Genomic DNA, 19,559 nt, shown 5'->3' with positions numbered 1-19,559 from the left:
GTCCCACACCAGACACAAAAAAGGCCCGACATTGTCGGGCCTTTTTGATCAAGCACTCGGCTTAGAGCTTACTGCCAAATCACCTTCTGCTTCTGAGCGTACCAAGCGTCAACTTTCGCCTGATAGGCATCTTCAACCACATTGCGCTTAAGCTTGAGCGTTGGCGTCAGGAAGCTGTTTTCGATAGACCATTCATCGCTAACAACGGTGATGAACGCCAATTGCTCGTGAGGATCCACCGTCTTGTTAACCTGTTCGATCAGGTTCTTGAAACTTTCTTCGATCTCAGCCCGGAAGGCCGCATCAGCCGACTTCGGACGAATCTCTTCAGACAACACCACCAGTGCGTGCGGCTGAGTCTGATTAGCGCCGGAAACACACACCATCTCGATCGCGTCGTGCGACATCAGGCTGTTTTCGATCGGCGCAGGAGCAATGTACTTGCCTTTACTGGTTTTAAAGATTTCTTTGATGCGGCCGGTCAGTTTCAAGCGACCCATTTCATCAATTTCGCCTTTATCACCCGTCCGAAGGAAGCCGTCTTCAGTGAAAGCTTCGGCGGTTTTCTCTTCGTCTTTGTAATAGCCCATCATTGTAGCCGGGCTTTTCACCAGAATTTCGCCGATTTCGCTGATCTTGGTTTCAACACCGGGCAATGCCTCACCAACATATCCGGTGCGAGTGCGGCCGGGCTTATTCATATGAGAATAGGCAAAGTTTTCAGACATGCCGTAACCTTCAAGCAGCTCCAGGCCAAGGTTGCGATACCAGTCCAGAACATCGTGAGACAAAGGTGCAGACCCGGAACCGGCCAGTTTTACCTTGCTCAAACCAAGCCCTTTGAGCACCTTCTTCTTAATAACCTTGTTAAGCAACGGAACCTTGAGCAAACGCTCCAGCTTCTTCTTCGGAAGCTTCTGCAGAACACCGTGCTGGAACTTCACCCACAGGCGGGGTACCGACAGGAACAGGGTCGGCTCGGCTCGCTGCAGATCGGCCACAAAGGTATCAAGGGATTCCGCAAAGTACAGCTCAAAACCTGAATACAGTGAGCCGAGTTCTACGAACGTACGCTCAAATACGTGAGCCAACGGCAAGTAGGACAACATACGTTCATTCGGCCCTACACCCAGCGTCTGCGTACCACCAACAGCAGCAAATGCCATATTCTCGAAGCTGAGCATGACGCCCTTCGGACGACCGGTACTACCCGAGGTGTAAACAATCGTGGCCAGTTCGCTGGCTTCGCGCTGCGGCTTGCCTTCCAGCGGCGGGTACTTGGCAACAATATCGTCCCAGGTTTCAAAATTATTGGACGGACTCAAGGGGTAAGATATGCAGCGAACAGAATCTGGCACGCCAGGCTTCATCATTTCCCAGTCGTCCAACTTGCCGACGAACAGCACGTCACATTCCGCGTGGCCAAGGATGTAGTTAACAGTGTCAGCGTTCAGCGTTGGATACAACGGCACCGAAATATGGCCGGCCAACCAAATTGCCCAATCGGTCATGACCCAGTGAGCACAGTTCTTGGAAATCAGGCCGATGCGGCTCTTTTCCGGCAGGTTGAGGGATTTCAGGTACGCCGCCATCCGACGAGCTTCGTCGATCGCGCGCCCCCACGTATATTCAACAACCTGGCCATTTCCGATTGGCTGAGTCATGTAGAGGGCGTTGGCGTTCGTGGCCTCCCAGTGGTAGACCATATCGAGCGGGAGTTTTTGGTTGGAGTCCATGGATCTTCCTGTCTTTTCTTTATAGTTGGATGACTTGCGTATTATTAGACTTTAGTCGCGCATTGCAACATGTGAGTGTATATCCAAATGTTGTCAATACGAAACCTTTTCAATTCATCAGCGCTTCGCCACTTTAAACCTGAAAACTGTCGATAGTCACTACCCTCAATGCCGTAAGCCTGTGTTAAACTGGCCAACTTTAAGTTTTCAACCCTGCACACTAGGGAAAACAACCCCAAAAACCGGAGATGGGCATATGGCCAAAAAGACCCTGCGCACCTTGCTCGGCGCGTCCTTGCTGGCGGCTGCCAGCCTGGTACAGGCTGAAGACACGCGCGTTGTAGCCATCACGCAAATTGTTGAACACCCTGCTCTAGATGCGGCTCACCAAGGCGTGAAAGACGAACTTGCAGAGCACGGATACATTGACGGCGAAAACTTGCGCCTCATGCATGAAAGTGCTCAGGGCAATTCCGCCATCGCGACGCAGATCGCCCGTAAATTTGTTGGCGAAAGCCCGGATGTCATCGTCGCCATCGCCACACCTTCTGCACAAACCGTTGCCGCAGCTGCACGCAAAACCCCTGTCGTGTTTTCAGCGGTAACTGACCCGGTAGCGGCCAAGCTGGTTAAAAGCTGGGAAGCGCCAGGCGCCAACATTACCGGCGTGAGCGACATGCTTCCCATTGAGAAGCACATCGACTTGCTGCAACGCGTTCTGCCAGATGCCAAGCGCATCGGAACCGTTTATAACCCGGGCGAAGCCAACGCGGTTGCTCTGATCGAGCTTCTGGAAGAACGTCTCGCAGCCCGCGGTTTGGAGCTGGTAAAAGGTGCCGCAACCAAAACATCTGAAGTACTGGGCGCAGCCCGCTCTCTGGTAGGAAAAGCCGACGCGATTTATCTGACCACCGATAACACGGTCATTAGCGCCGCAGAAGCCGTGGTCTCCGTAGGTGAGCGTTCTGACATCCCCGTCTTTGCTGCAGATACGGCAACCGTAGCCCGCGGCGCTGTGGCAGCACTGGGCTTTGATTACTACAAGCACGGCCGTCAGACCGGAGCGATGGTTGTTCGCATCCTGGAAGGTGCCGAGACAGCCACCATGCCTGTAGAAACCATGGAAGAACTTGACCTGTTTGTGAACCCGGCCGCCGGAGAGCGCATGGGCATCACACTGTCTGAAGACGTTATCAAGGACGCCAAAGAAGTCGTCAACAGCGACAAATAATGCCTGACCAACACGGGCGAGCCTCACGAGGGCCCGCCCGTTTTCTTTCTCGGTGACTTATTACCCATGTTAAGCGAAATCGCATTCTACGGTGCTCTTGAAACCGGCCTCATTTATGGCCTGGTTGCTTTTGGTATCTATCTTTCTTTCCGTGTTCTGGATTTTCCAGATCTAACAGTTGACGGCAGCTTTCCATTAGGCGCTGCTGTAGCCGCTGTTCTCATTATTTCAGGCTGGAACCCGTGGCTTGCTACCGGCATGGCTGTCCTAGCAGGCATGGCGGCCGGTGCAGTAACAGCCATTTTGAATGTAAAACTCAACATTCTGAACCTGCTTGCCTCCATCCTGACCATGATCGCGCTGTATTCCGTTAACCTGCGCATCATGGGGCGCCCAAACCTGGCACTGTTAACTGAAGACACTGTGCTGACACCCTGGTACGACATCGAGTTTCTCGAATTTCATCAGGTATCGGTTGTCCTGTTCGCCATTGTTGTCGCCATCTCGTTAATACTCCTCTGGCGATTCATGAAGTCTGAAACCGGCCTCGCCATGCGCGCGACCGGCGCCAATGCACGAATGGCTCGTGCTCAAGGTATCGCCACCGGTGGCATGATTATTTTCGGTGTTGCGCTTTCGAACGGTCTGGTTGGCCTTGCTGGCGCACTCTTTGCCCAAAGCCAGGGTGCGGCGGATGTCACCATGGGCGTAGGCGTGATCGTTATCGGCCTTGCCTCTCTTATTGGTGGGGAAGCCGTTATTACGCCCTCATCGGTTATGCGAGCACTGATTGCCTGCGTGATTGGCGCGATCATTTACCGACTGGCCATCGCTTTTGCACTGAATGCCGATGTTCTCGGGCTTCAGGCGCAGGACCTCAACCTGATCACAGCCGTTCTGGTAACCCTGGCGATTGTCTTGCCGGGCGTGCGCACCAACCTTACAAACCGCTTTAGCCGCAAGAAAGCCTGAGGAGGCCCTATGATCAGCGCAACCGATCTTAAGCTCACCTTTGGCAAGGGAACGCCTCTGGAGAATCCCGCCTTGCGAGGCATGAGCCTGACCGTCAATCAGGGCGAATTTGTGACCGTGATCGGCAGTAATGGTGCCGGTAAATCGACGTTTCTGAACGCCCTGTCCGGCGAGGTTATGGTCGATAGCGGCAAAATCGTCGTCGATAACGTGGATGTCACCAAGCTGCCGACCCACAAACGGGCTGGCCGCGTGGCACGAGTATTCCAGGATCCACTGGCCGGTACCTGCGAAGGCTTGAGCATTGAGGAGAATCTGGCACTTGCCATTAAACGCGGCCAACGCCGTGGCCTGACCAGCGCCGTCAAACGGCAATACCTCGCTCAGTTCCGGGAAAGCCTGTCTACGCTGAAGCTTGGCTTGGAAAACCGTCTTGGCGACAAGATGGGACTGCTGTCAGGTGGCCAACGTCAGGCCGTCAGCCTGCTGATGGCGAGCCTCACGCCCTCTTCGATTCTCTTGTTGGATGAACACACCGCCGCGCTGGACCCCAAAACGGCCGCGTTCGTACTGGAGTTAACCACCAAGATCATTGAAGAGCAGAAGCTGACAGCCTTGATGGTGACTCACAGCATGAAACAGGCCCTCGAAGTTGGCACCCGTACGGTGATGCTGCACCAAGGCCAGGTGGTGTTCGACATAAAAGGAAAAGAACGTGAAGGCCTGGAAGTGAAAGACCTCCTCGAACTGTTTGAAAAACAACGAGGAATCACTGTGGATGACGACAGCCTATTGCTAGGCTAATGAAAAACGGGAGCCAACTTGGCTCCCGTTTTTACAACAGTCAACGCCAGGAATTAGTGGCCATATATCCGCATCGACGTATTACTGATTGCCAGATTATCCAAAGCAAGCGAACCGATTGACGTTCCTCCGACGATCACGCCCCCTATCCGTACATCAGCTTCGAACGTTTGCAAATCAACTGCAAGACTCTGAACGCCCTGAGAGTTCGTGGCCTTGTATATATCGAGTTCTACAGGGGCAAACACCCTTAAAGGTTGAGGCGCCTGCAGATCATAATCTGCACCGGTCACTTCTAAATCCCTTATGCCCAGCGCCAGGAAAGGCACATCGAAATCCATATCATCAATAGCGATATCCGTTTTAAAGTTTAGCTTGTCTGTCGCTGTATCTATCCGAATCGTACCGGAGCCGATCAGTGCATCCATCTTGAAGTTATCAAGAATGGTAGTGGAACCGCCGCTACCAATCAGATTCCAGGCACCAGTAGACACGTTGAAATCCACCGCATTGAAGGCTAAAGGTAATAGATTGATGATGGCATCGCCATCTCTCGCCACATCGATATTGATCCGGACGTTATCCAAACGATCGGTAGCGGCCCCGTTCATGTTCAACCCCATCTCTGAAAACATATCCGTACGATTGGCACCGCCAACGAATATGTCATTGACCTCCAGCGATCCTTCATCGGTATAGATAAAACGGTCGATGTTAAGTTTCGTCTCAAGCTCGATGGTTACACCGGCCTGCCCGGTGATATTTCCCATGAAAGCTTCATCCAGCGGCTGAAAGCCGGAATCTGCAAAAGCCAGCGTCGGTACTCCGCTAACGAACAGCGCTAATAATGTTGGTTTCAGGCCTTTCATTATTTTTTTCCTTGTATAGTATTAGCCAATTCCTATGGGCCACTGCAGACGTACGACACCACCACTGCAGTTTACCGATACGTCGCTATACAAGACGTGCAATGCTCACATATTCCTCAACTTGTTCACTTATAAATCAGCGCTTAAATTCGTACTGATCTGCCGATTTTTTCTGAGCGAGCCAGCAGCTCACGCCCCGTGCGGTGTTGCGAACTTTCAAGTGTTTTCTCATTGAATTTCTTTGCCCGCGCCTCTCAATTCATAGGTTATCCCTTATTCACAAAACACTATATCCTGTTATACTCATCGAAAATTAACCCATATATAGGGTTATAGACGAGAAGACAGTTATTAAAAAAGCAGAGGGTGGCAATGAACGCTAAGGCACAGGCAGTGATCACAACGATTCCCATGCAGGAAGCTTCGCTCGACATCTGGGCCAGCAAATATCAGCTGAAAACCAAGACCGGCGAGTCTGTCGATAAAGACATTAACGCAACCTACGAGCGGGTCGCCAAAGCCCTTGCCGAAGTGGAAAAAAAGAATGTACGCGACAAGTACATGAAAGAATTCCTGTGGGCTTTGCAGAACGGCGCAATTCCCGCTGGCCGGATCACCTCCAATGCGGGCGCCGAAGCGCACAAACCGGCAACCTCGACCATTAACTGCACGGTTTCCGGCAACATCCACGATTCCATGAACGACATTCTGGAGAAAAACCACGAAGCCGGCCTAACCCTCAAGGCTGGTTGTGGTATTGGTTATGAGTTTTCCACTCTGCGTCCCCGTGGTGCCTACGTGGCTGGCGCTGGAGCAACCACTTCTGGCCCGCTGTCGTTCATGGATATCTTTGATCGCATGTGCTTCACCGTCTCCTCTGCTGGCGGTCGTCGCGGTGCGCAAATGGCCACCTTTGACGTTCATCACCCTGACGTCATCGAGTTTATTCAAGCCAAACGAGAAGACGGTCGCTTGCGTCAGTTCAACCTGTCTCTGCTGATCACCGAAGATTTCATCGAAGCCGTCCGCAATGGCGAGGACTGGCATCTGTCTTTCCCGGTCAGCCGTAAAGAGGTAGAGCAAGAAGAGCTTGACCTGACCGACACCAGCAAATTCCTTTACCGCGACTTCCCGGTGCAGGACAGCTACGTGGTGAACGATGAAGGCAAGGTGGCCTGCCGCATCTATAAAACGGTAAAAGCCCAGTTCATCTGGGACACCATCATGACCAGCACCTACGACTACGCCGAGCCAGGTTTCATCCTGATCGACAAGGTCAACCAGATGAACAACAACTGGTTCTGCGAGGACATCCGTGCCACCAACCCTTGTGGCGAACAGCCTCTGCCTCCCTACGGTAGCTGCCTGCTGGGTTCTGTGAACCTGACCAAGTTCGTGGACTACCCGTTCACCGAAAAAGCCAGTTTCAACTACGAAAAGTACCGCAAAGTTGTGGGCACGTTCACCCGCATGCTGGACAACGTGGTAGAAATCAACGGTTTGCCGCTGGAAGAACAGCGCCATGAAATCACCTACAAGCGCCGTCACGGCATGGGCATTCTGGGCTTGGGCTCTACCCTTGCGATGCTTCGCATGCCCTACGGCTCTGATGAATCCGTCGCCTTTACCGAAGAAGTTGTTCGCGAGATGGCCGTTGAAGGCTGGCGCCAGTCCTTGTCGCTTGCTGAAGAAAAAGGCGCAGCCCCCATCATGGACGACGAATTTGAAGTGACGCCCAAGATGCTGGCCAAGTGCCCCGAGCTTGCCAAAGACGGCCACAAAGTTGGCGACAAGCTGAAAGGTAAAGTACTCCACGCCAAGTACAGCCGCTACATGCAGAAGATTGGCGAAGTTGATCCGGAGCTGGTTGAAAAGCTGGCAGAGAAAGGTGGTCGATTCACTCACCACACCTCGATCGCACCAACTGGAACCATCAGCTTGTCGCTGGCTAACAACGCCAGTAACGGTATTGAACCGAGCTTCTCGCACCACTACGCTCGCAACATTATCCGCGAAGGCCGCAAGACCAAAGAGAAAGTGGACGTTTTCTCATTCGAGCTGCTGGCATACCGTCATCTGGTGAATCCGGGTGCCATGCCGTTCTCCGCGGACGAAGACAAAAAGCTGCCAAGCTATTTCACGACGTCCGACGACGTTACGCCGAAGCAGCACGTAGACATTCAGGCCGCCGCACAGAAATGGGTAGATTCCTCCATTTCCAAAACCGCGAACGTGCCTCAAGATTTCGCATACCAGGACTTCAAGGGCATCTATCTGTATGCCTACGACCAAGGCTTGAAAGGTTGCACCACTTTCCGCTTCAACCCGGAAGCCTTCCAGGGCGTACTGGTCAAAGAGAAAGATCTCGAGAACACTCTGTACGAGTTTACCCTGGACGATGGCAGCAAAGTCACCTTGAAGGGCAATGAACAGGTAGAATACGACGGCGAAATTCATACCGCCGCCAACCTGTTTGATGCGCTCAAAGAAGGCACTTACGGCAAGTATTGATCCCGGAACCCGACAGATAGGACAACGAAAATGACAGTTAAAATCAGCAACCAGATTGTCGGCTACCGAGTGAAAAAAGCCGACACAGAAACCAGCAACGATGCCCCGGCCGCCGCACAGCCAGACAACAAGCCGGTTCAGATGAACGAATACATCGAGCGGCCTGATTTCTTGCTGGGTACCACCTACAAGATCAAGCCGCCGGTGGCCGAGCACGCGATGTACATTACGATCAATGACATCTTGCTAAACGAAGACACAGACCACGAAAGCCGCCAGCCGTACGAAGTGTTCATCAACTCCAAGTCGATGGAACACTTCCAGTGGGTTATAGCGTTGACACGGGTTATTTCAGCAGTATTCCGCAAAGGCGGTGACCTTACCTTCCTGGTCGAGGAACTGCGCAGCGTATACGACCCCAACGGTGGCTACTTCAAGAAAGGCGGTGTTTTCATGCCGTCTCTGGTTGCCGAAATTGGCGCCGTCATCGAGAAACACCTGAAGGCTATCGGCCTGCTGGAAAGTGACGAGATGAGCGAAACCACCAAGCGCATTCTGGCTGAAAAACGTGCTGAATTTGAAGCGTCACACAGCACTGCCACCAACGATGACACCAGCAGCGACTACCCTGCCAACGCCACCATGTGCGGCAAGTGCAGCACCAAAGCCGTTATTGTCATGGACGGATGCGCAACTTGCTTGTCTTGCGGTGACAGCAAGTGCGGTTGATTTGACTCAACGGCAATAAACAAAAAGCCCGGTTACGTGAGTTGCCGGGCTTTTTGTTGCCTTGCTGAACATGCATCCTTTCCTACCCATTCTTGACGGTACACAGTCATGGCAAAATCCCTTGCGCTTTCCGCTCTTCTTATTGTCTTGGCGGGCCTGATCGTTTTTCAGTATTTCATCACCTCGGTGCCCAGCCTCAACGCTCCGATCACGGCAACAAACGCCCATTACGCCGACAACGATAATTCATTACTGGTTTCGATGGTGGGGAGTGACGGCCAACGGTTCACACTGGGACTTCGCGGCGATATTCTCGAGAAACCCGAAGAGGCCGCACTGTTTTTCATCAGCCGCCCCGAACTTGTCCCCTACGTTTACTGGCCCGGTTTGCGAAGCAACGATGAAAAGCGCGTGGCCACCCTGCTTGGCCGCTGGGCAAAGAATCTCGATAACCCGACTGCCACCGAGGCCCGTTTTATTCGGTCGGAACAAGAGAACATCGCCCCGGACGCCGATGCGGCGGCGTATCAAATTTACTCGGTATTGAAGAACAGGAACTGACGCCGGGCCCAAAGGCTGGATTTTCCCGCAGTTGTCGGTATGCTTCAAAGAGTGGTCAACGACTTGGCCATCAACCTGATTTCTCACACAGGTGGATACTGAAACGATATGACTACAGCCCCTTCGATCACCATTCGCAAATATCGAATTAAAGACCTGAGCCCGGTGGTTCGCCTGTTTACGGATTCTGTTCACGAACTGACGGCAGCTGCTTACGATGAAACCCAGCGATACGCCTGGGCCTCGCGAACCCCAAACCTGGACACCTGGCAGGACCGTTTCGCCTCGCTGGAAACACTCGTCGCCGAGGACGGCGAAGCGCTTGCGGGCTTTATTTCGTATGAACCAAGCGGCGCAATCGATCTAGTCTTTACCGCCCCCAACTACGCCCGCCAAGGCATTGCCTCGGCGCTTTATGAGGAAGCCGAACAGCAACTTCAGGCCAAAGGAGCCAAAGAACTCCAAACCGAAGCCAGCGTCATTGCCCGCCCGTTCTTTGAAAAACATGGGTTTGAAGTTCTGGAAGAGCAGCAAGTTACCATGAAAGGCGTTCAGTTCCTGCGTTTCAAAATGCGCAAGAAACTGCAGGGCTGACAGCGTGATGCACTATGGCATTGCTCACAGCGCTCTCGGTTGGGCGCTTGCGGTATGGAACGAACAAGGCCTTCGTTCGGTCGACTTGAGTGATCAAGAGGAGCAGCTACTTCACTGGATAAAAGAACGTTTTCCTACTCAAACCATATCACCGGCGGACGGGCAAGACGCTGAGTTGCTGAAAAAGATCGTCACGGTACTGGAAAATCCGGAAACACCACTTGACCATCCCCTTGCTCTGGAAGGAACCGCGTTTCAAAAGCGAGTCTGGCATGCACTTCAGAGCATTCCGCCGGGGCAGACAATCACCTATTCGGAATTGGCAACCCATCTGGGTGAACCGAAAGCCGTGCGCGCGGTGGCAAATGCCTGTGGAGCAAATCAATTGGCCGTCATTGTCCCCTGCCACCGTGTTGTCCGGTCGGATGGCGGATTAGGTGGCTACCGCTGGGGCATCGAACGGAAACAAGCCTTGCTCAATCGCGAAGCGAAGCTGGCAGCCATCGTTTCTTAGCCTTGTCGAGCAGATCCCGAACATCGTTATTCCAAGGGTGAAAGTTAGGGCTGTAATACCTCAGATACGAAGGGATCATCTTGCGGAAGATTCCCGGTTTGACCCACATATACTTCACCGCGCCCGCCCAGGATTTGAGATTGCCGAGCTCACCCTCTTCCCTCATCAACTGGACCAAATGCAGTGAGGTGTAGAAGGGGAACATCACACTGACGTACATCATCTCCGTCACGCGAACGAACTCGCTGCCGCCCACCGACCGGTACACATCAAAAGCGACCGCTTTGTGCTCTGACTCTTCAATCGCGTGCCAGGCCCAAACTGGTGCAACCCGTGGATCCATTTCCTCCAACGCATCGAATTTCAGCAAGAACTCTTCCGCCATCATGGCAGTGAAGTGCTCCACCGCGACCGTGTGAGCTAACTGCCGCTCAGGACTCAGGTTCTTTCGCATCCAATCCATGAACCACTGGATCTCACGTTCGATGCGGGCCAGGCCAACTCCCTTTTCTTCCAGGCAGCCATTCATCAATTTGTGCTCTTTCGAATGATGGGCTTCCTGACCTATAAAGGCACGAATCGACCGCTGCAGTTCCGGATCTGCAATCTGATCCTGATAATAGCGCACCGAATCAATAAAGAACCGCTCACCAGGCGGAAAGCTGGCCGACAAAGCCGCCAACAACAGTGTCTTGGCCGGATCATTATCCCACCAGTATTTCGGCAAGTCCTGAGACAACTCGAAATCCGGGCTGCGCACCACCGGTTGAAAACCTTTCGGCGTCAAAGACCGATAAACCTTCTTTCTTGCAGCCTTGACGGTGTTCGTGGCCATGTTCATCGCAAACCTCCAGCCCGTATCCTGTTGACTTACCCTCAGGCTAGACCTCCTGGTGGATATAGGGCAGGTGTTAAGAGGCCAATTTCATCTCATGATCATGGAATTTACCGGCTAAACTCAGTTAAGAATAACGATTCAAGGAGGCATCATGAGCACCGCCCACGAACTGCAAACCACCATCAACGATCTGGTTCAGCCCAACAAAGGCATACTCGCCGCGGACGAAAGCGCGCCCACCATTGCCAAACGTTTTTCCGCCATTGGAGTCCAGTCTACGGAAGACTCACGGCGGGAATACCGGAGTTTGATCTTCTCAACGCCCGATCTCGGCAACCACATCAGTGGCGTCATTCTCTTTGAAGAGACCTTGGGGCAGTTGAGCCTTGATGACATTCCTATTCCAAAGCTGCTCGAAACTCAGGGCATCGTACCCGGAATAAAAGTTGATGCGGGTAAAGGCCCGCTAGTGAATGCTGCTGGCGATGAAATCACCTACGGATTAGATGGGCTGGCTTCGCGCCTGGAATATTACAAAGCACTCGGTGCCCGCTTTGCCAAGTGGAGAAGTGTCTTTCATGTCTCGGATACCCTGCCCTCCCATCAGGCCATTGAAGCCAATGCCGAAGTTTTGGCTCGCTACGCGGCAGAGTGCCAGGCGCAAGGTATCGTGCCCATTGTAGAGCCTGAAGTATTGATCGATGGCAACCACTCGATCGGGCGAACGGCGGAGGTGAGTGAGAGCGTCTTGATCAAGGTTTTCGGCGCCCTGCACCGGCATCATGTGCGGTTCGAGTGGATGGTGCTGAAACCCAGTATGGTGACGCCCGGCAAAGATGCGGAGAAAGCATCGCCCGAACAAATCGCCACAGCCACTCTTCGTGTGTTCCGGCGCACAGTACCGGCTGCGGTACCCGGCATCATGTTTTTATCGGGAGGGCAATCACCGGAAGAATCGACTGCCAACCTTAATGCGATCAATAGCTTAGGGTCACAACCGTGGGAGTTAAGCTTTTCGTATGGCCGAGCATTGCAGGAACCGGCTCAAAAAGCCTGGGCCGGCGAACGGAGCAATGGCGAAAAAGCTCAAGCGGCTCTGACGAAACGCGCACACCTCAATGGCTTGGCGCGCTCCGGGAATTATTCGCCGGCGCTCGAACACGAAAACTGACATCGGTATCAAAATACCGACATGAATTCTCAGGCAGCCTCTGTGTCGCGAACGGGCGCGCTGGCCACCTGACTGAGGCAAGCCAGCATGGGCGCGACATCTCGCAGTTTGCGCGCCTCTGGCCACAGCAGCTCCGCTTCCGGGAAGCCTTGTCTCAGAAAATTAAGCCACTGTTTAATGCGACCTGTAACAAAGCGGTCTTCCAGTCGGGTCTGCAACGCCGCTGCGTATTCGCGAACCAAAGCCACTGCTTCGGGCCAGGTCATTGGCTCCAATGATTCTCCGCGCTGGGAAGCTTTGATTTGTGCTGCCAGATCCGGACGAGCAATCAAGCCGCGGCCAATCATCACATCGTCGCAGCCTGAGACCTCACGGCAACGCCAGTAGTCATCAACGGTCCAGATCTCACCGTTGGCTATCACGTGGCTGTTCACCGCTTCTCGCACTTTGGCGATCTCTTCCCAGTAGGCCGGCGGTTTATAACCATCCACCTTACTGCGGGCATGAATGACGATTTCCGATGCGCCGGCAGCTTCCAGAGCTTGCCCGCAGGCAACCCCCATGGAACGGTCGTCGTACCCCAAACGCATCTTAGCGGTCACGGGAATATCGGCAGGAACCGCTTTGCGCACCCCGGCAGCAATCTGGTACATCAGTTCCGGCTCACGCATCAGTACACAACCACCTTTGTGCCGATTCACTGTTTTCGCGGGGCAACCGAAATTGATATCGACCTGGGTAGCACCCAGTTCAGCGGCTTTCGCTCCGTGTCGGCCCATCATTTCGGGGTCTGACCCCAATAGCTGAACCGCTACCGGAACACCGACCTGAGTCCGCGATTGATTATGCAGTTCCGGAGCGTACTTGTAGAAAATACGGGGTGGCAACATGCCCTGAGTCACACGAACAAACTCGGTAACACACCGGTCAATGCCACCGACCTTGGTCAAGGTTTCTCGGATAGGTGCATCGACCAGCCCTTCCATCGGGGCAAGGATGATTCGCATGAAAGCTCCAGAAGCAATTTACGGACGTTCAGAATAAGACTGCTCAAAAATCAAGCGGAGGGGATTGTAAGGAATTTACCTGAAAGTTGATAGCAGGATACTCCCCTATCGGAGTATCCTGCCGGTTAGTGTCGGTCTATTTCTGCAGATCAAAACGATCGGCATTCATAACCTTGGCCCAAGCCCTGACAAAATCATTCACAAACTTTTGCTGATTGTCATCCTGGGCATACACCTCGGAGTACGAGCGCAGGATTGAGTGGGAACCGAACACCAGATCGACGCGCGTCGCAGTCCATTTCACATCACCCGTTTTGCGGTCGCAAATCTCATAGAGATTGCTGCCCACCGATTTCCACGTGTTACCCATATCGGTCAGATTAACGAAAAAGTCGTTGCTTAATACCCCGACACGATCGGTGAATACCCCTGCACCACTATCGCCGTAGTTGGTGCCAAGCATACGCATCCCGCCAATCAGCACCGTCATCTCTGGCGCTGTCAGGCCCAGCAGTTGAGCACGATCAAGCATCAGCTCCTCGGGCTTGACCGCATAATCTTTCTTTAACCAGTTCCGGAATGCATCAGCCACCGGCTCCAATGGTTCAAAAGACTCTGCGTCGGTCATTTCATCCGTCGCATCGCCCCGCCCTTTCAGGAAGGGTACTCGTACCGTGTATCCTGCAGCTTTCGCCGCTTGTTCGATACCGACACTACCACCAAGCACAATCACGTCGGCTACACTGGCGCCTGTATCCGAAGAGATCGGCTCGTAAACCTTGAGCACTTTCGCCAAGCGAGCCGGTTCATTGCCTTCCCAGCCGTTCTGAGGTGCCAAGCGAATCCGCGCGCCATTCGCACCGCCGCGCAAGTCGGAGCCTCGGAAGGTACGGGCGCTGTCCCAGGCTGTGCTGACCATCTCACCCATGCTCAAACCACTCGCGGCTATCCGCTGCTTTACGACTTCTTCGCTGTAATCCAGGTTTCCGGCAGGAACCGGATCCTGCCAAATCAGCTCTTCAGCGGGCACATCCGGGCCAATGTAACGCGTTTTCGGCCCCAAATCGCGATGCGTCAATTTGAACCACGCCCTCGCAAAGGTATCCCGAAAATACTCGGGATCTGCCATAAACTTCTCACAGATCGCGCGATACTTAGGGTCCATTTTCATCGCCATATCCGCATCGGTCATAATCGGATTGTGACGCACCGACGGATCACTGGCATCCACTGGTTTATCTTCTTCCTTAATGTCGATGGGCTCCCACTGCCAGGCACCTGCCGGGCTCTTTTTCAGTTCCCATTCATAGCCGAACAGAAGCTTGAAGTACCCCATATCGAACTGGGTCGGGTTCGTCGTCCAAGCGCCTTCAATGCCCGAACTCACCGCACGACTGGCCAAACCGTTCATGTTCGGGTTATCCCAGCCAAGCCCTTGATATTCAAGATCAGCCGCCTCCGGATCGGCCCCCAACACCGAAGCATCACCATTGCCGTGGCACTTACCCACCGTGTGGCCACCTGCGGTCAAGGCGGCGGTTTCCTCATCATTCATCGCCATCCGGGCGAAGGTTTCGCGCACTTGTTCGCCGGTCTTCAGCGGGTCAGGTTGACCGTTCACACCTTCGGGATTGACGTAAATCAGCCCCATTTGCACCGCCGCCAACGGATTTTCCATGGTGTCGGGCTTACTGATATCGTCATAGCGCTCGTCAGACGGTGCCAACCACTCCTTCTCTGAGCCCCAATAGACATCTTTTTCCGGATGCCAAATGTCTTCACGGCCGAAGGAGAAGCCGTAAGACGGCAGCCCCATCGATTCGTAAGCGACGGTGCCCGCAAGCACCAACAAATCGGCCCAACTGATTTTATTACCGTATTTTTTCTTGATCGGCCAAAGCAACCGTCGGGCCTTGTCGAGGCTCACGTTATCGGGCCAGGAACTCAAAGGTGCAAAACGCTGATTACCGCTGCTTGCTCCTCCACGGCCATCGGCCAAGCGGTAGGTTCCCGCGGCGTGCCACGACATACGGATCATTAAACCGCCGTAGTGGCCCCAATCCGCCGGCCACCAGTCCTGACTTTGCGTCATCAGGTCGTGCAAGTCTTTCTTGATGCCGTCGAAGTCGAGTGTTTTCACCTCTTCCCGGTAATCGAAGTCATCTCCCATCGGATTCGTTTTTTGGTCATGCTGATGCAAAATATCCAGATTGAGACCTTCAGGCCACCAGTCCGTCACATTACGGCTGGTCGTCGAGTTGGCACCGTGCATCACCGGACATTTGCCACCGGGATTATTTTGAGACATACACTTCTCCTTCACTGCATTATTTCGTGAAATTGGCATTGATCCTGATTACCGGCACAGTGGCCGCTTGTGCGCCTACTGCGCCATGGCGTAGTTCTGCCAGTAATCAAACATGACCCGGGAGACATCACTCCAAACAGGAAGCTGACGAACCTTTGTTAATGTCATAGTTTCACCCCCGGTTTCAGTTTAGACCAAATCAGAGTACGCCCACGCAGAAAAAAGATATAATTAATTAAAAACAGAAAGGTGAAAGCTTTTATTAATCGAAAGACAGCCTGACAGGCAAATGGCATCAGAGCCTTTCGATAGAGGAGAACTTGCCGGAGTCGTCAAACAGAATACGAAAACTGCCTCGCACTCCATCACGAAGGTAAAACCTGGAGAGAATACGCGCCGGGAAGCGGACAGAACGCCCGTCCCGGCTCGTAGTATGAACATCGGTCGCTACGCCCTGATAAAGCTTTATCCATTCATCAGGGCTGATGGCGATGTCCACGATAATTTGCTGCATTTACCGGCGAACTCAGTTAGCCAATTCAAGCAGCAAACGGTTCAAGCGACTGACGTATGCGCCGGGATCTTTCAGCTGCTCGCCGCTGGCCAGTGTGGCCTGATCGAACAACACCGCCGAAAGCTCAGAAAAGCGCTCTTCGCCCTGCTCACTTTCCAAACGCTGAACCAGCGGGTGGTCCACGTTGATTTCAAAGATCGGCTTGCTGTCCGGCACCGCCTGGCCTGCCGCTTCCATGATCTTCTTCATCTGAGCGCCCATATCGAACTCACCGGTCACCAAACAAGCCGGAGAATCGGTTAGACGATTGGTTACCCGTACCTCCTGAACACTGTCCTCCAAGGCTTTCTTGATGCGCTCCGTCAGCTCTTTGTGCTCTTTCGCCGCTTCTTCCTGTTGCTTCTTATCTTCCTCGGTTTCTACTTCACCCAGGTCAAGATCTCCGCGAGCAACGTCCTGGAACTGCTTGCTATCGTATTCGTTGAGGTAACCCATCATCCACTCGTCGATACGGTCAGACAGGATCAATACCTCAATGCCCTTCTTGCGGAAAACCTCAAGATGCGGGCTACTCTTGGCGGCCACGAAGTTATCAGCGGTGATGTAGTAGATCTTTTTCTGACCTTCTTTCATCCGGCTGATGTAATCATCCAAAGACACGTTCTGGGTTTCTTCGCCCGTGTGGGTCGAGGCAAAACGCAGGAGGCCAGCAATCTTCTCTTTGTTGCTGAAGTCTTCAGCCGGGCCTTCTTTCAGCACCGTACCGAATTCATTCCAGAAGCTCTGGTATTGATCCGCGTCTTTCTTCGCCAGCTTGGACAACATGTCCAGCACACGCTTGGTCATGGCGGTGCGAATGCTTTCAACGGTGCTGTCATTCTGGAGAATCTCACGAGAGACGTTCAGAGACAGATCGTTGGAGTCGATCACACCTTTGGTGAAGCGCAGGTACAACGGCAGGAACTGCTCGGCATCATCCATGATGAACACACGCTGAACATACAGCTTCAGGCCACGCGGCGCTTCACGGTTGTACAGATCAAACGGCGCACGCTTCGGGATGTACAGCAGGCTGGTGTAATCGAGCTTGCCTTCCACTTTGTTGTGCGACCAGGTCAGTGGGTCTTCAAAGTCGTGAGCGATGTGCTTATAGAACTCTTTGTACTCTTCGTCTTTGATTTCAGTACGCGGCAGAGTCCACAGGGCGGTTGCATCGTTGATGGTTTCGTCTTCGCCCTTCTTGTCCTCTTCTTCGCTCTCGGACTTCATGACCACCGGGAAGGAGATGTGGTCGGAGTACTTCTTCACCAGAGTGCGCAACTTCCAGCCATCGGCAAATTCGGTGGCTTCGGGCTTCAGGTGCAGGACAATCTCGGTGCCACGCTTTTCGCGGCTAACCGGCTCAATCGTAAACTCACCGTCGCCTTTGGACGACCAATGCACGCCCTCTTCAACCGGGGTGCCCGCGCGGCGGGTAAATACATCGACTTTGTCAGCAACGATAAATGCAGAATAGAAACCTACACCAAACTGGCCAATCAGCGCGCTGTCTTTCTTTTCATCACCGGACAACTGCTTGAGGAATTCGGCGGTGCCTGAACGTGCGATGGTGCCCAGGTTGGCAATCACATCGTCGCGGTTCATGCCGATACCGTTGTCGGTCAGGGTGATGGTGCCGGCGTCTTTGTCGTAGTCGAGACGGATTTTCAGATCCGAATCGCCTTCAAACAGTGAATCGTCTTTCAAAGCGGCAAAACGCAGTTTGTCTTCGGCGTCTGATGCGTTGGAAATCAGCTCACGAAGGAAGATTTCCTTATTGGAGTACAGAGAGTGGATCATCAGCTGAAGCAACTGCTTCACTTCAGTCTGGAATCCTAGGGTCTCTTTATTGGTTTCTACCGTCATGGCTTGTGCTATCTCCTACTATTTAACGTTCGGTGGAGCGGTGCGATCGGGTAGCGGTTTCCAAAACACGCTGTAAATACATCCTTGTACGCTCTGCTTCGCCATCCCTGGCTACGCAAGGTTTTGGAAACCGCTACCCGACCACACCACCCGACTTATGTAAAAGGCCGAAAACTGCACGGAGCTTGGGCCCTCATGCGCGGATGCACTGCCGAAACCGTGCGGAGCCAGGGATGGCGGAGCCCGAGCCGAACAGGGACGTCTCGAGGCGTGTTTCGGAAGTGCATCCGCGCATGAGGGCTTACACCAATACAGCGTGGACTGAACTCAGAAATGGGGGCCCGCCGGGGCTTTTCAACCCCGGCAAAAGCAAAATCAGTCTTCGAGCAGGAAGTGGGCCCGAGCCGTTGCGATGGGCTGGGAACGGGATTTCTGCCAGGCGGTGATCATCACATTAGCAACCCGGTTACCCTGACGGGTCAGGTGGCATTCCGCGTAAGTTTCGCGGTTGAGGCCCGCCCGCAGATAATCCAATGAAAAGTCGATAATCCTGGGCATACGCAGAGTGTCTTGCGACATCATCAGATAGATGGCTGCGGACATTTCCATGAAACCACCAATCACACCACCATGGATCGCCGGCAAGATGGGGTTACCCAGGTTTTCCTCTTTTACCGGAAGGCGGAAAATCAAATCATCTCCGAAACGATCACACTCTAAACCAATCCACTTTGCGTACGGAACGCTATCAAGCATCCGCGAGAAGTCACCGGTTTGCTGGGTGTATTTCAGAATTTCCGGACTGGTCATTCCTCGCCTCCGGTAATCAGATCACGATAGGATTTCGGGCTGGCTTCTTTGCCAATACGCATGAACGTGCCGACACAGTTAGCGATGATTTCGCCACCTTCCTGATAAGCAACGCAACGGGTGAAGATGATGTTACGGGTTACCTTGTAGGTTTCAGCTCGTGCGAACACCGGTTTCCTGGGTTCCGCTGGGCGCATGTAGTCAACTCGTAAATCCAGCGTTGGGCATAACTCAAACTCATCCAGCGCGCAAATCATCACCGAGCCCGATGTCGTGTCCATCAATGTGGTAATCGCGCCACCATGAATCACACCGGTATCCGGGTTACCAATGATCTTATCGCTGTAGGGCAGCTCAACGACAAGATATCCATCACCCACTTCTTTCGGCGCCAGGCCCAATTCCCTCGCCTGGTTTAACGTACTTAAAAACCGGGTGACCCGGTTGATTCGGGTTTCATCGTTCATTCAGGAAGGTCCTGCAGA

18 protein-coding genes are annotated in these 19,559 nt (G+C 53.4%); 9 read left to right on the top strand and 9 right to left on the bottom strand.

The window, feature by feature from the left end:
• Nucleotides 1-68 precede the first annotated feature (68 nt).
• Nucleotides 69-1,736, bottom strand: a complete 1,668-nt coding sequence (locus Q9245_RS13985) for an AMP-binding protein (RefSeq protein WP_305897762.1) — start codon at nt 1,734-1,736, stop codon at nt 69-71.
• A 256-nt stretch (nt 1,737-1,992) separates the two neighbouring features.
• On the opposite strand from Q9245_RS13985, the gene Q9245_RS13980 reads away from it, so the two are divergent.
• The 3 genes from Q9245_RS13980 (at nt 1,993) to Q9245_RS13970 (ending at nt 4,743) form a co-directional block, all read left to right on the top strand.
• The gene (locus Q9245_RS13980) at nt 1,993-2,967 is read left to right on the top strand and encodes an ABC transporter substrate-binding protein (RefSeq protein ID WP_305897761.1); all 975 of its coding nucleotides are present in this window, start codon (nt 1,993-1,995) and stop codon (nt 2,965-2,967) included.
• Between the two features lie 66 nt (nt 2,968-3,033).
• Nucleotides 3,034-3,939: an ABC transporter permease gene (locus Q9245_RS13975; RefSeq protein ID WP_305897760.1), complete on the top strand. Its 906-nt coding sequence runs from the start codon at nt 3,034-3,036 to the stop codon at nt 3,937-3,939.
• A 9-nt stretch (nt 3,940-3,948) separates the two neighbouring features.
• Nucleotides 3,949-4,743, top strand: coding sequence for an ABC transporter ATP-binding protein (locus Q9245_RS13970; protein ID WP_305897759.1), 795 nt, complete (start codon nt 3,949-3,951; stop codon nt 4,741-4,743).
• A 53-nt stretch (nt 4,744-4,796) separates the two neighbouring features.
• Here the strand turns inward: Q9245_RS13970 and Q9245_RS13965 are convergent, their stop codons facing one another.
• Nucleotides 4,797-5,612, bottom strand: coding sequence for a DUF6160 family protein (locus Q9245_RS13965; protein ID WP_305897758.1), 816 nt, complete (start codon nt 5,610-5,612; stop codon nt 4,797-4,799).
• A 372-nt stretch (nt 5,613-5,984) separates the two neighbouring features.
• Here Q9245_RS13965 and Q9245_RS13960 point away from each other — a divergent pair, with 372 nt between their 5' ends.
• The 5 genes from Q9245_RS13960 (at nt 5,985) to Q9245_RS13940 (ending at nt 10,521) form a co-directional block, all read left to right on the top strand.
• Nucleotides 5,985-8,123 (top strand): adenosylcobalamin-dependent ribonucleoside-diphosphate reductase, encoded by a 2,139-nt coding sequence (locus Q9245_RS13960; protein ID WP_305897757.1) that lies wholly within the window; start codon nt 5,985-5,987, stop codon nt 8,121-8,123.
• A 30-nt stretch (nt 8,124-8,153) separates the two neighbouring features.
• Entirely contained in the window at nt 8,154-8,852 is a 699-nt protein-coding gene (locus tag Q9245_RS13955) for an NrdJb (protein WP_305897756.1), read from the top strand.
• Nucleotides 8,853-8,960: 108 nt separating this feature from the next.
• Entirely contained in the window at nt 8,961-9,413 is a 453-nt protein-coding gene (locus Q9245_RS13950) for a hypothetical protein (protein ID WP_305897755.1), read from the top strand.
• A 108-nt stretch (nt 9,414-9,521) separates the two neighbouring features.
• Nucleotides 9,522-10,007: a GNAT family N-acetyltransferase gene (locus Q9245_RS13945; protein ID WP_305897754.1), complete on the top strand. Its 486-nt coding sequence runs from the start codon at nt 9,522-9,524 to the stop codon at nt 10,005-10,007.
• 7 nt (nt 10,008-10,014) lie between these two features.
• Nucleotides 10,015-10,521: a methylated-DNA--[protein]-cysteine S-methyltransferase gene (locus Q9245_RS13940; RefSeq protein ID WP_305897863.1), complete on the top strand. Its 507-nt coding sequence runs from the start codon at nt 10,015-10,017 to the stop codon at nt 10,519-10,521.
• On the opposite strand, the gene Q9245_RS13935 is transcribed toward Q9245_RS13940, so the two are convergent.
• Complete coding sequence (locus Q9245_RS13935; protein WP_305897753.1) at nt 10,484-11,362, bottom strand: metal-dependent hydrolase; 879 nt, start codon at nt 11,360-11,362, stop codon at nt 10,484-10,486. The genes Q9245_RS13940 and Q9245_RS13935 overlap by 38 nt on opposite strands.
• A 148-nt stretch (nt 11,363-11,510) precedes the next feature.
• On the opposite strand from Q9245_RS13935, the gene Q9245_RS13930 reads away from it, so the two are divergent.
• Nucleotides 11,511-12,530, top strand: a complete 1,020-nt coding sequence (locus Q9245_RS13930; RefSeq protein ID WP_305897752.1) for a class I fructose-bisphosphate aldolase — start codon at nt 11,511-11,513, stop codon at nt 12,528-12,530.
• A gap of 29 nt (nt 12,531-12,559) precedes the next feature.
• On the opposite strand, the gene Q9245_RS13925 is transcribed toward Q9245_RS13930, so the two are convergent.
• The 6 genes from Q9245_RS13925 to Q9245_RS13900 form a co-directional block, all read right to left on the bottom strand.
• The gene (locus Q9245_RS13925; RefSeq protein ID WP_305897751.1) at nt 12,560-13,537 is read right to left on the bottom strand and encodes a tRNA-dihydrouridine synthase; all 978 of its coding nucleotides are present in this window, start codon (nt 13,535-13,537) and stop codon (nt 12,560-12,562) included.
• 136 nt (nt 13,538-13,673) lie between these two features.
• The gene (gene katG / locus Q9245_RS13920; RefSeq protein ID WP_305897750.1) at nt 13,674-15,845 is read right to left on the bottom strand and encodes a catalase/peroxidase HPI; all 2,172 of its coding nucleotides are present in this window, start codon (nt 15,843-15,845) and stop codon (nt 13,674-13,676) included.
• Between the two features lie 295 nt (nt 15,846-16,140).
• The gene (locus Q9245_RS13915; protein ID WP_305897749.1) at nt 16,141-16,359 is read right to left on the bottom strand and encodes a DUF2835 domain-containing protein; all 219 of its coding nucleotides are present in this window, start codon (nt 16,357-16,359) and stop codon (nt 16,141-16,143) included.
• Between the two features lie 12 nt (nt 16,360-16,371).
• Complete coding sequence (gene htpG, locus Q9245_RS13910; protein WP_305897748.1) at nt 16,372-18,264, bottom strand: molecular chaperone HtpG; 1,893 nt, start codon at nt 18,262-18,264, stop codon at nt 16,372-16,374.
• Nucleotides 18,265-18,639: 375 nt separating this feature from the next.
• Complete coding sequence (locus tag Q9245_RS13905) at nt 18,640-19,074, bottom strand: PaaI family thioesterase (RefSeq protein WP_305897747.1); 435 nt, start codon at nt 19,072-19,074, stop codon at nt 18,640-18,642.
• Nucleotides 19,071-19,541 (bottom strand): PaaI family thioesterase, encoded by a 471-nt coding sequence (locus Q9245_RS13900; RefSeq protein WP_305897746.1) that lies wholly within the window; start codon nt 19,539-19,541, stop codon nt 19,071-19,073. The genes Q9245_RS13905 and Q9245_RS13900 overlap by 4 nt, the downstream gene beginning before the upstream one ends.
• Nucleotides 19,542-19,559: the final 18 nt, after the last annotated feature.

This window comes from Marinobacter sp. MDS2, from assembly GCF_030718085.1.
Classification (GTDB): Bacteria; Pseudomonadota; Gammaproteobacteria; order Pseudomonadales; family Oleiphilaceae; genus Marinobacter.
Note: the sequence above shows the minus strand (reverse complement) of the source record. Positions and strands in the feature narration are given on the sequence as shown.

Excerpts from the sequence above, each read along its gene's own strand:
- Q9245_RS13985 (WP_305897762.1), bottom strand. The coding sequence starts at position 1,736 with ATGGACTCCAACCAAAAACTCCCGCTCGATATGGTCTACCACTGGGAG.
- Q9245_RS13980 (WP_305897761.1), top strand. The coding sequence starts at position 1,993 with ATGGCCAAAAAGACCCTGCGCACCTTGCTCGGCGCGTCCTTGCTGGCG.
- Q9245_RS13975 (WP_305897760.1), top strand. The coding sequence starts at position 3,034 with ATGTTAAGCGAAATCGCATTCTACGGTGCTCTTGAAACCGGCCTCATT.
- Q9245_RS13970 (WP_305897759.1), top strand. The coding sequence starts at position 3,949 with ATGATCAGCGCAACCGATCTTAAGCTCACCTTTGGCAAGGGAACGCCT.
- Q9245_RS13965 (WP_305897758.1), bottom strand. The coding sequence starts at position 5,612 with ATGAAAGGCCTGAAACCAACATTATTAGCGCTGTTCGTTAGCGGAGTA.
- Q9245_RS13960 (WP_305897757.1), top strand. The coding sequence starts at position 5,985 with ATGAACGCTAAGGCACAGGCAGTGATCACAACGATTCCCATGCAGGAA.
- Q9245_RS13955 (WP_305897756.1), top strand. The coding sequence starts at position 8,154 with ATGACAGTTAAAATCAGCAACCAGATTGTCGGCTACCGAGTGAAAAAA.
- Q9245_RS13950 (WP_305897755.1), top strand. The coding sequence starts at position 8,961 with ATGGCAAAATCCCTTGCGCTTTCCGCTCTTCTTATTGTCTTGGCGGGC.
- Q9245_RS13945 (WP_305897754.1), top strand. The coding sequence starts at position 9,522 with ATGACTACAGCCCCTTCGATCACCATTCGCAAATATCGAATTAAAGAC.
- Q9245_RS13940 (WP_305897863.1), top strand. The coding sequence starts at position 10,015 with ATGCACTATGGCATTGCTCACAGCGCTCTCGGTTGGGCGCTTGCGGTA.
- Q9245_RS13935 (WP_305897753.1), bottom strand. The coding sequence starts at position 11,362 with ATGAACATGGCCACGAACACCGTCAAGGCTGCAAGAAAGAAGGTTTAT.
- Q9245_RS13930 (WP_305897752.1), top strand. The coding sequence starts at position 11,511 with ATGAGCACCGCCCACGAACTGCAAACCACCATCAACGATCTGGTTCAG.
- Q9245_RS13925 (WP_305897751.1), bottom strand. The coding sequence starts at position 13,537 with ATGCGAATCATCCTTGCCCCGATGGAAGGGCTGGTCGATGCACCTATC.
- katG (WP_305897750.1), bottom strand. The coding sequence starts at position 15,845 with ATGTCTCAAAATAATCCCGGTGGCAAATGTCCGGTGATGCACGGTGCC.
- Q9245_RS13915 (WP_305897749.1), bottom strand. The coding sequence starts at position 16,359 with ATGCAGCAAATTATCGTGGACATCGCCATCAGCCCTGATGAATGGATA.
- htpG (WP_305897748.1), bottom strand. The coding sequence starts at position 18,264 with ATGACGGTAGAAACCAATAAAGAGACCCTAGGATTCCAGACTGAAGTG.
- Q9245_RS13905 (WP_305897747.1), bottom strand. The coding sequence starts at position 19,074 with ATGACCAGTCCGGAAATTCTGAAATACACCCAGCAAACCGGTGACTTC.
- Q9245_RS13900 (WP_305897746.1), bottom strand. The coding sequence starts at position 19,541 with ATGAACGATGAAACCCGAATCAACCGGGTCACCCGGTTTTTAAGTACG.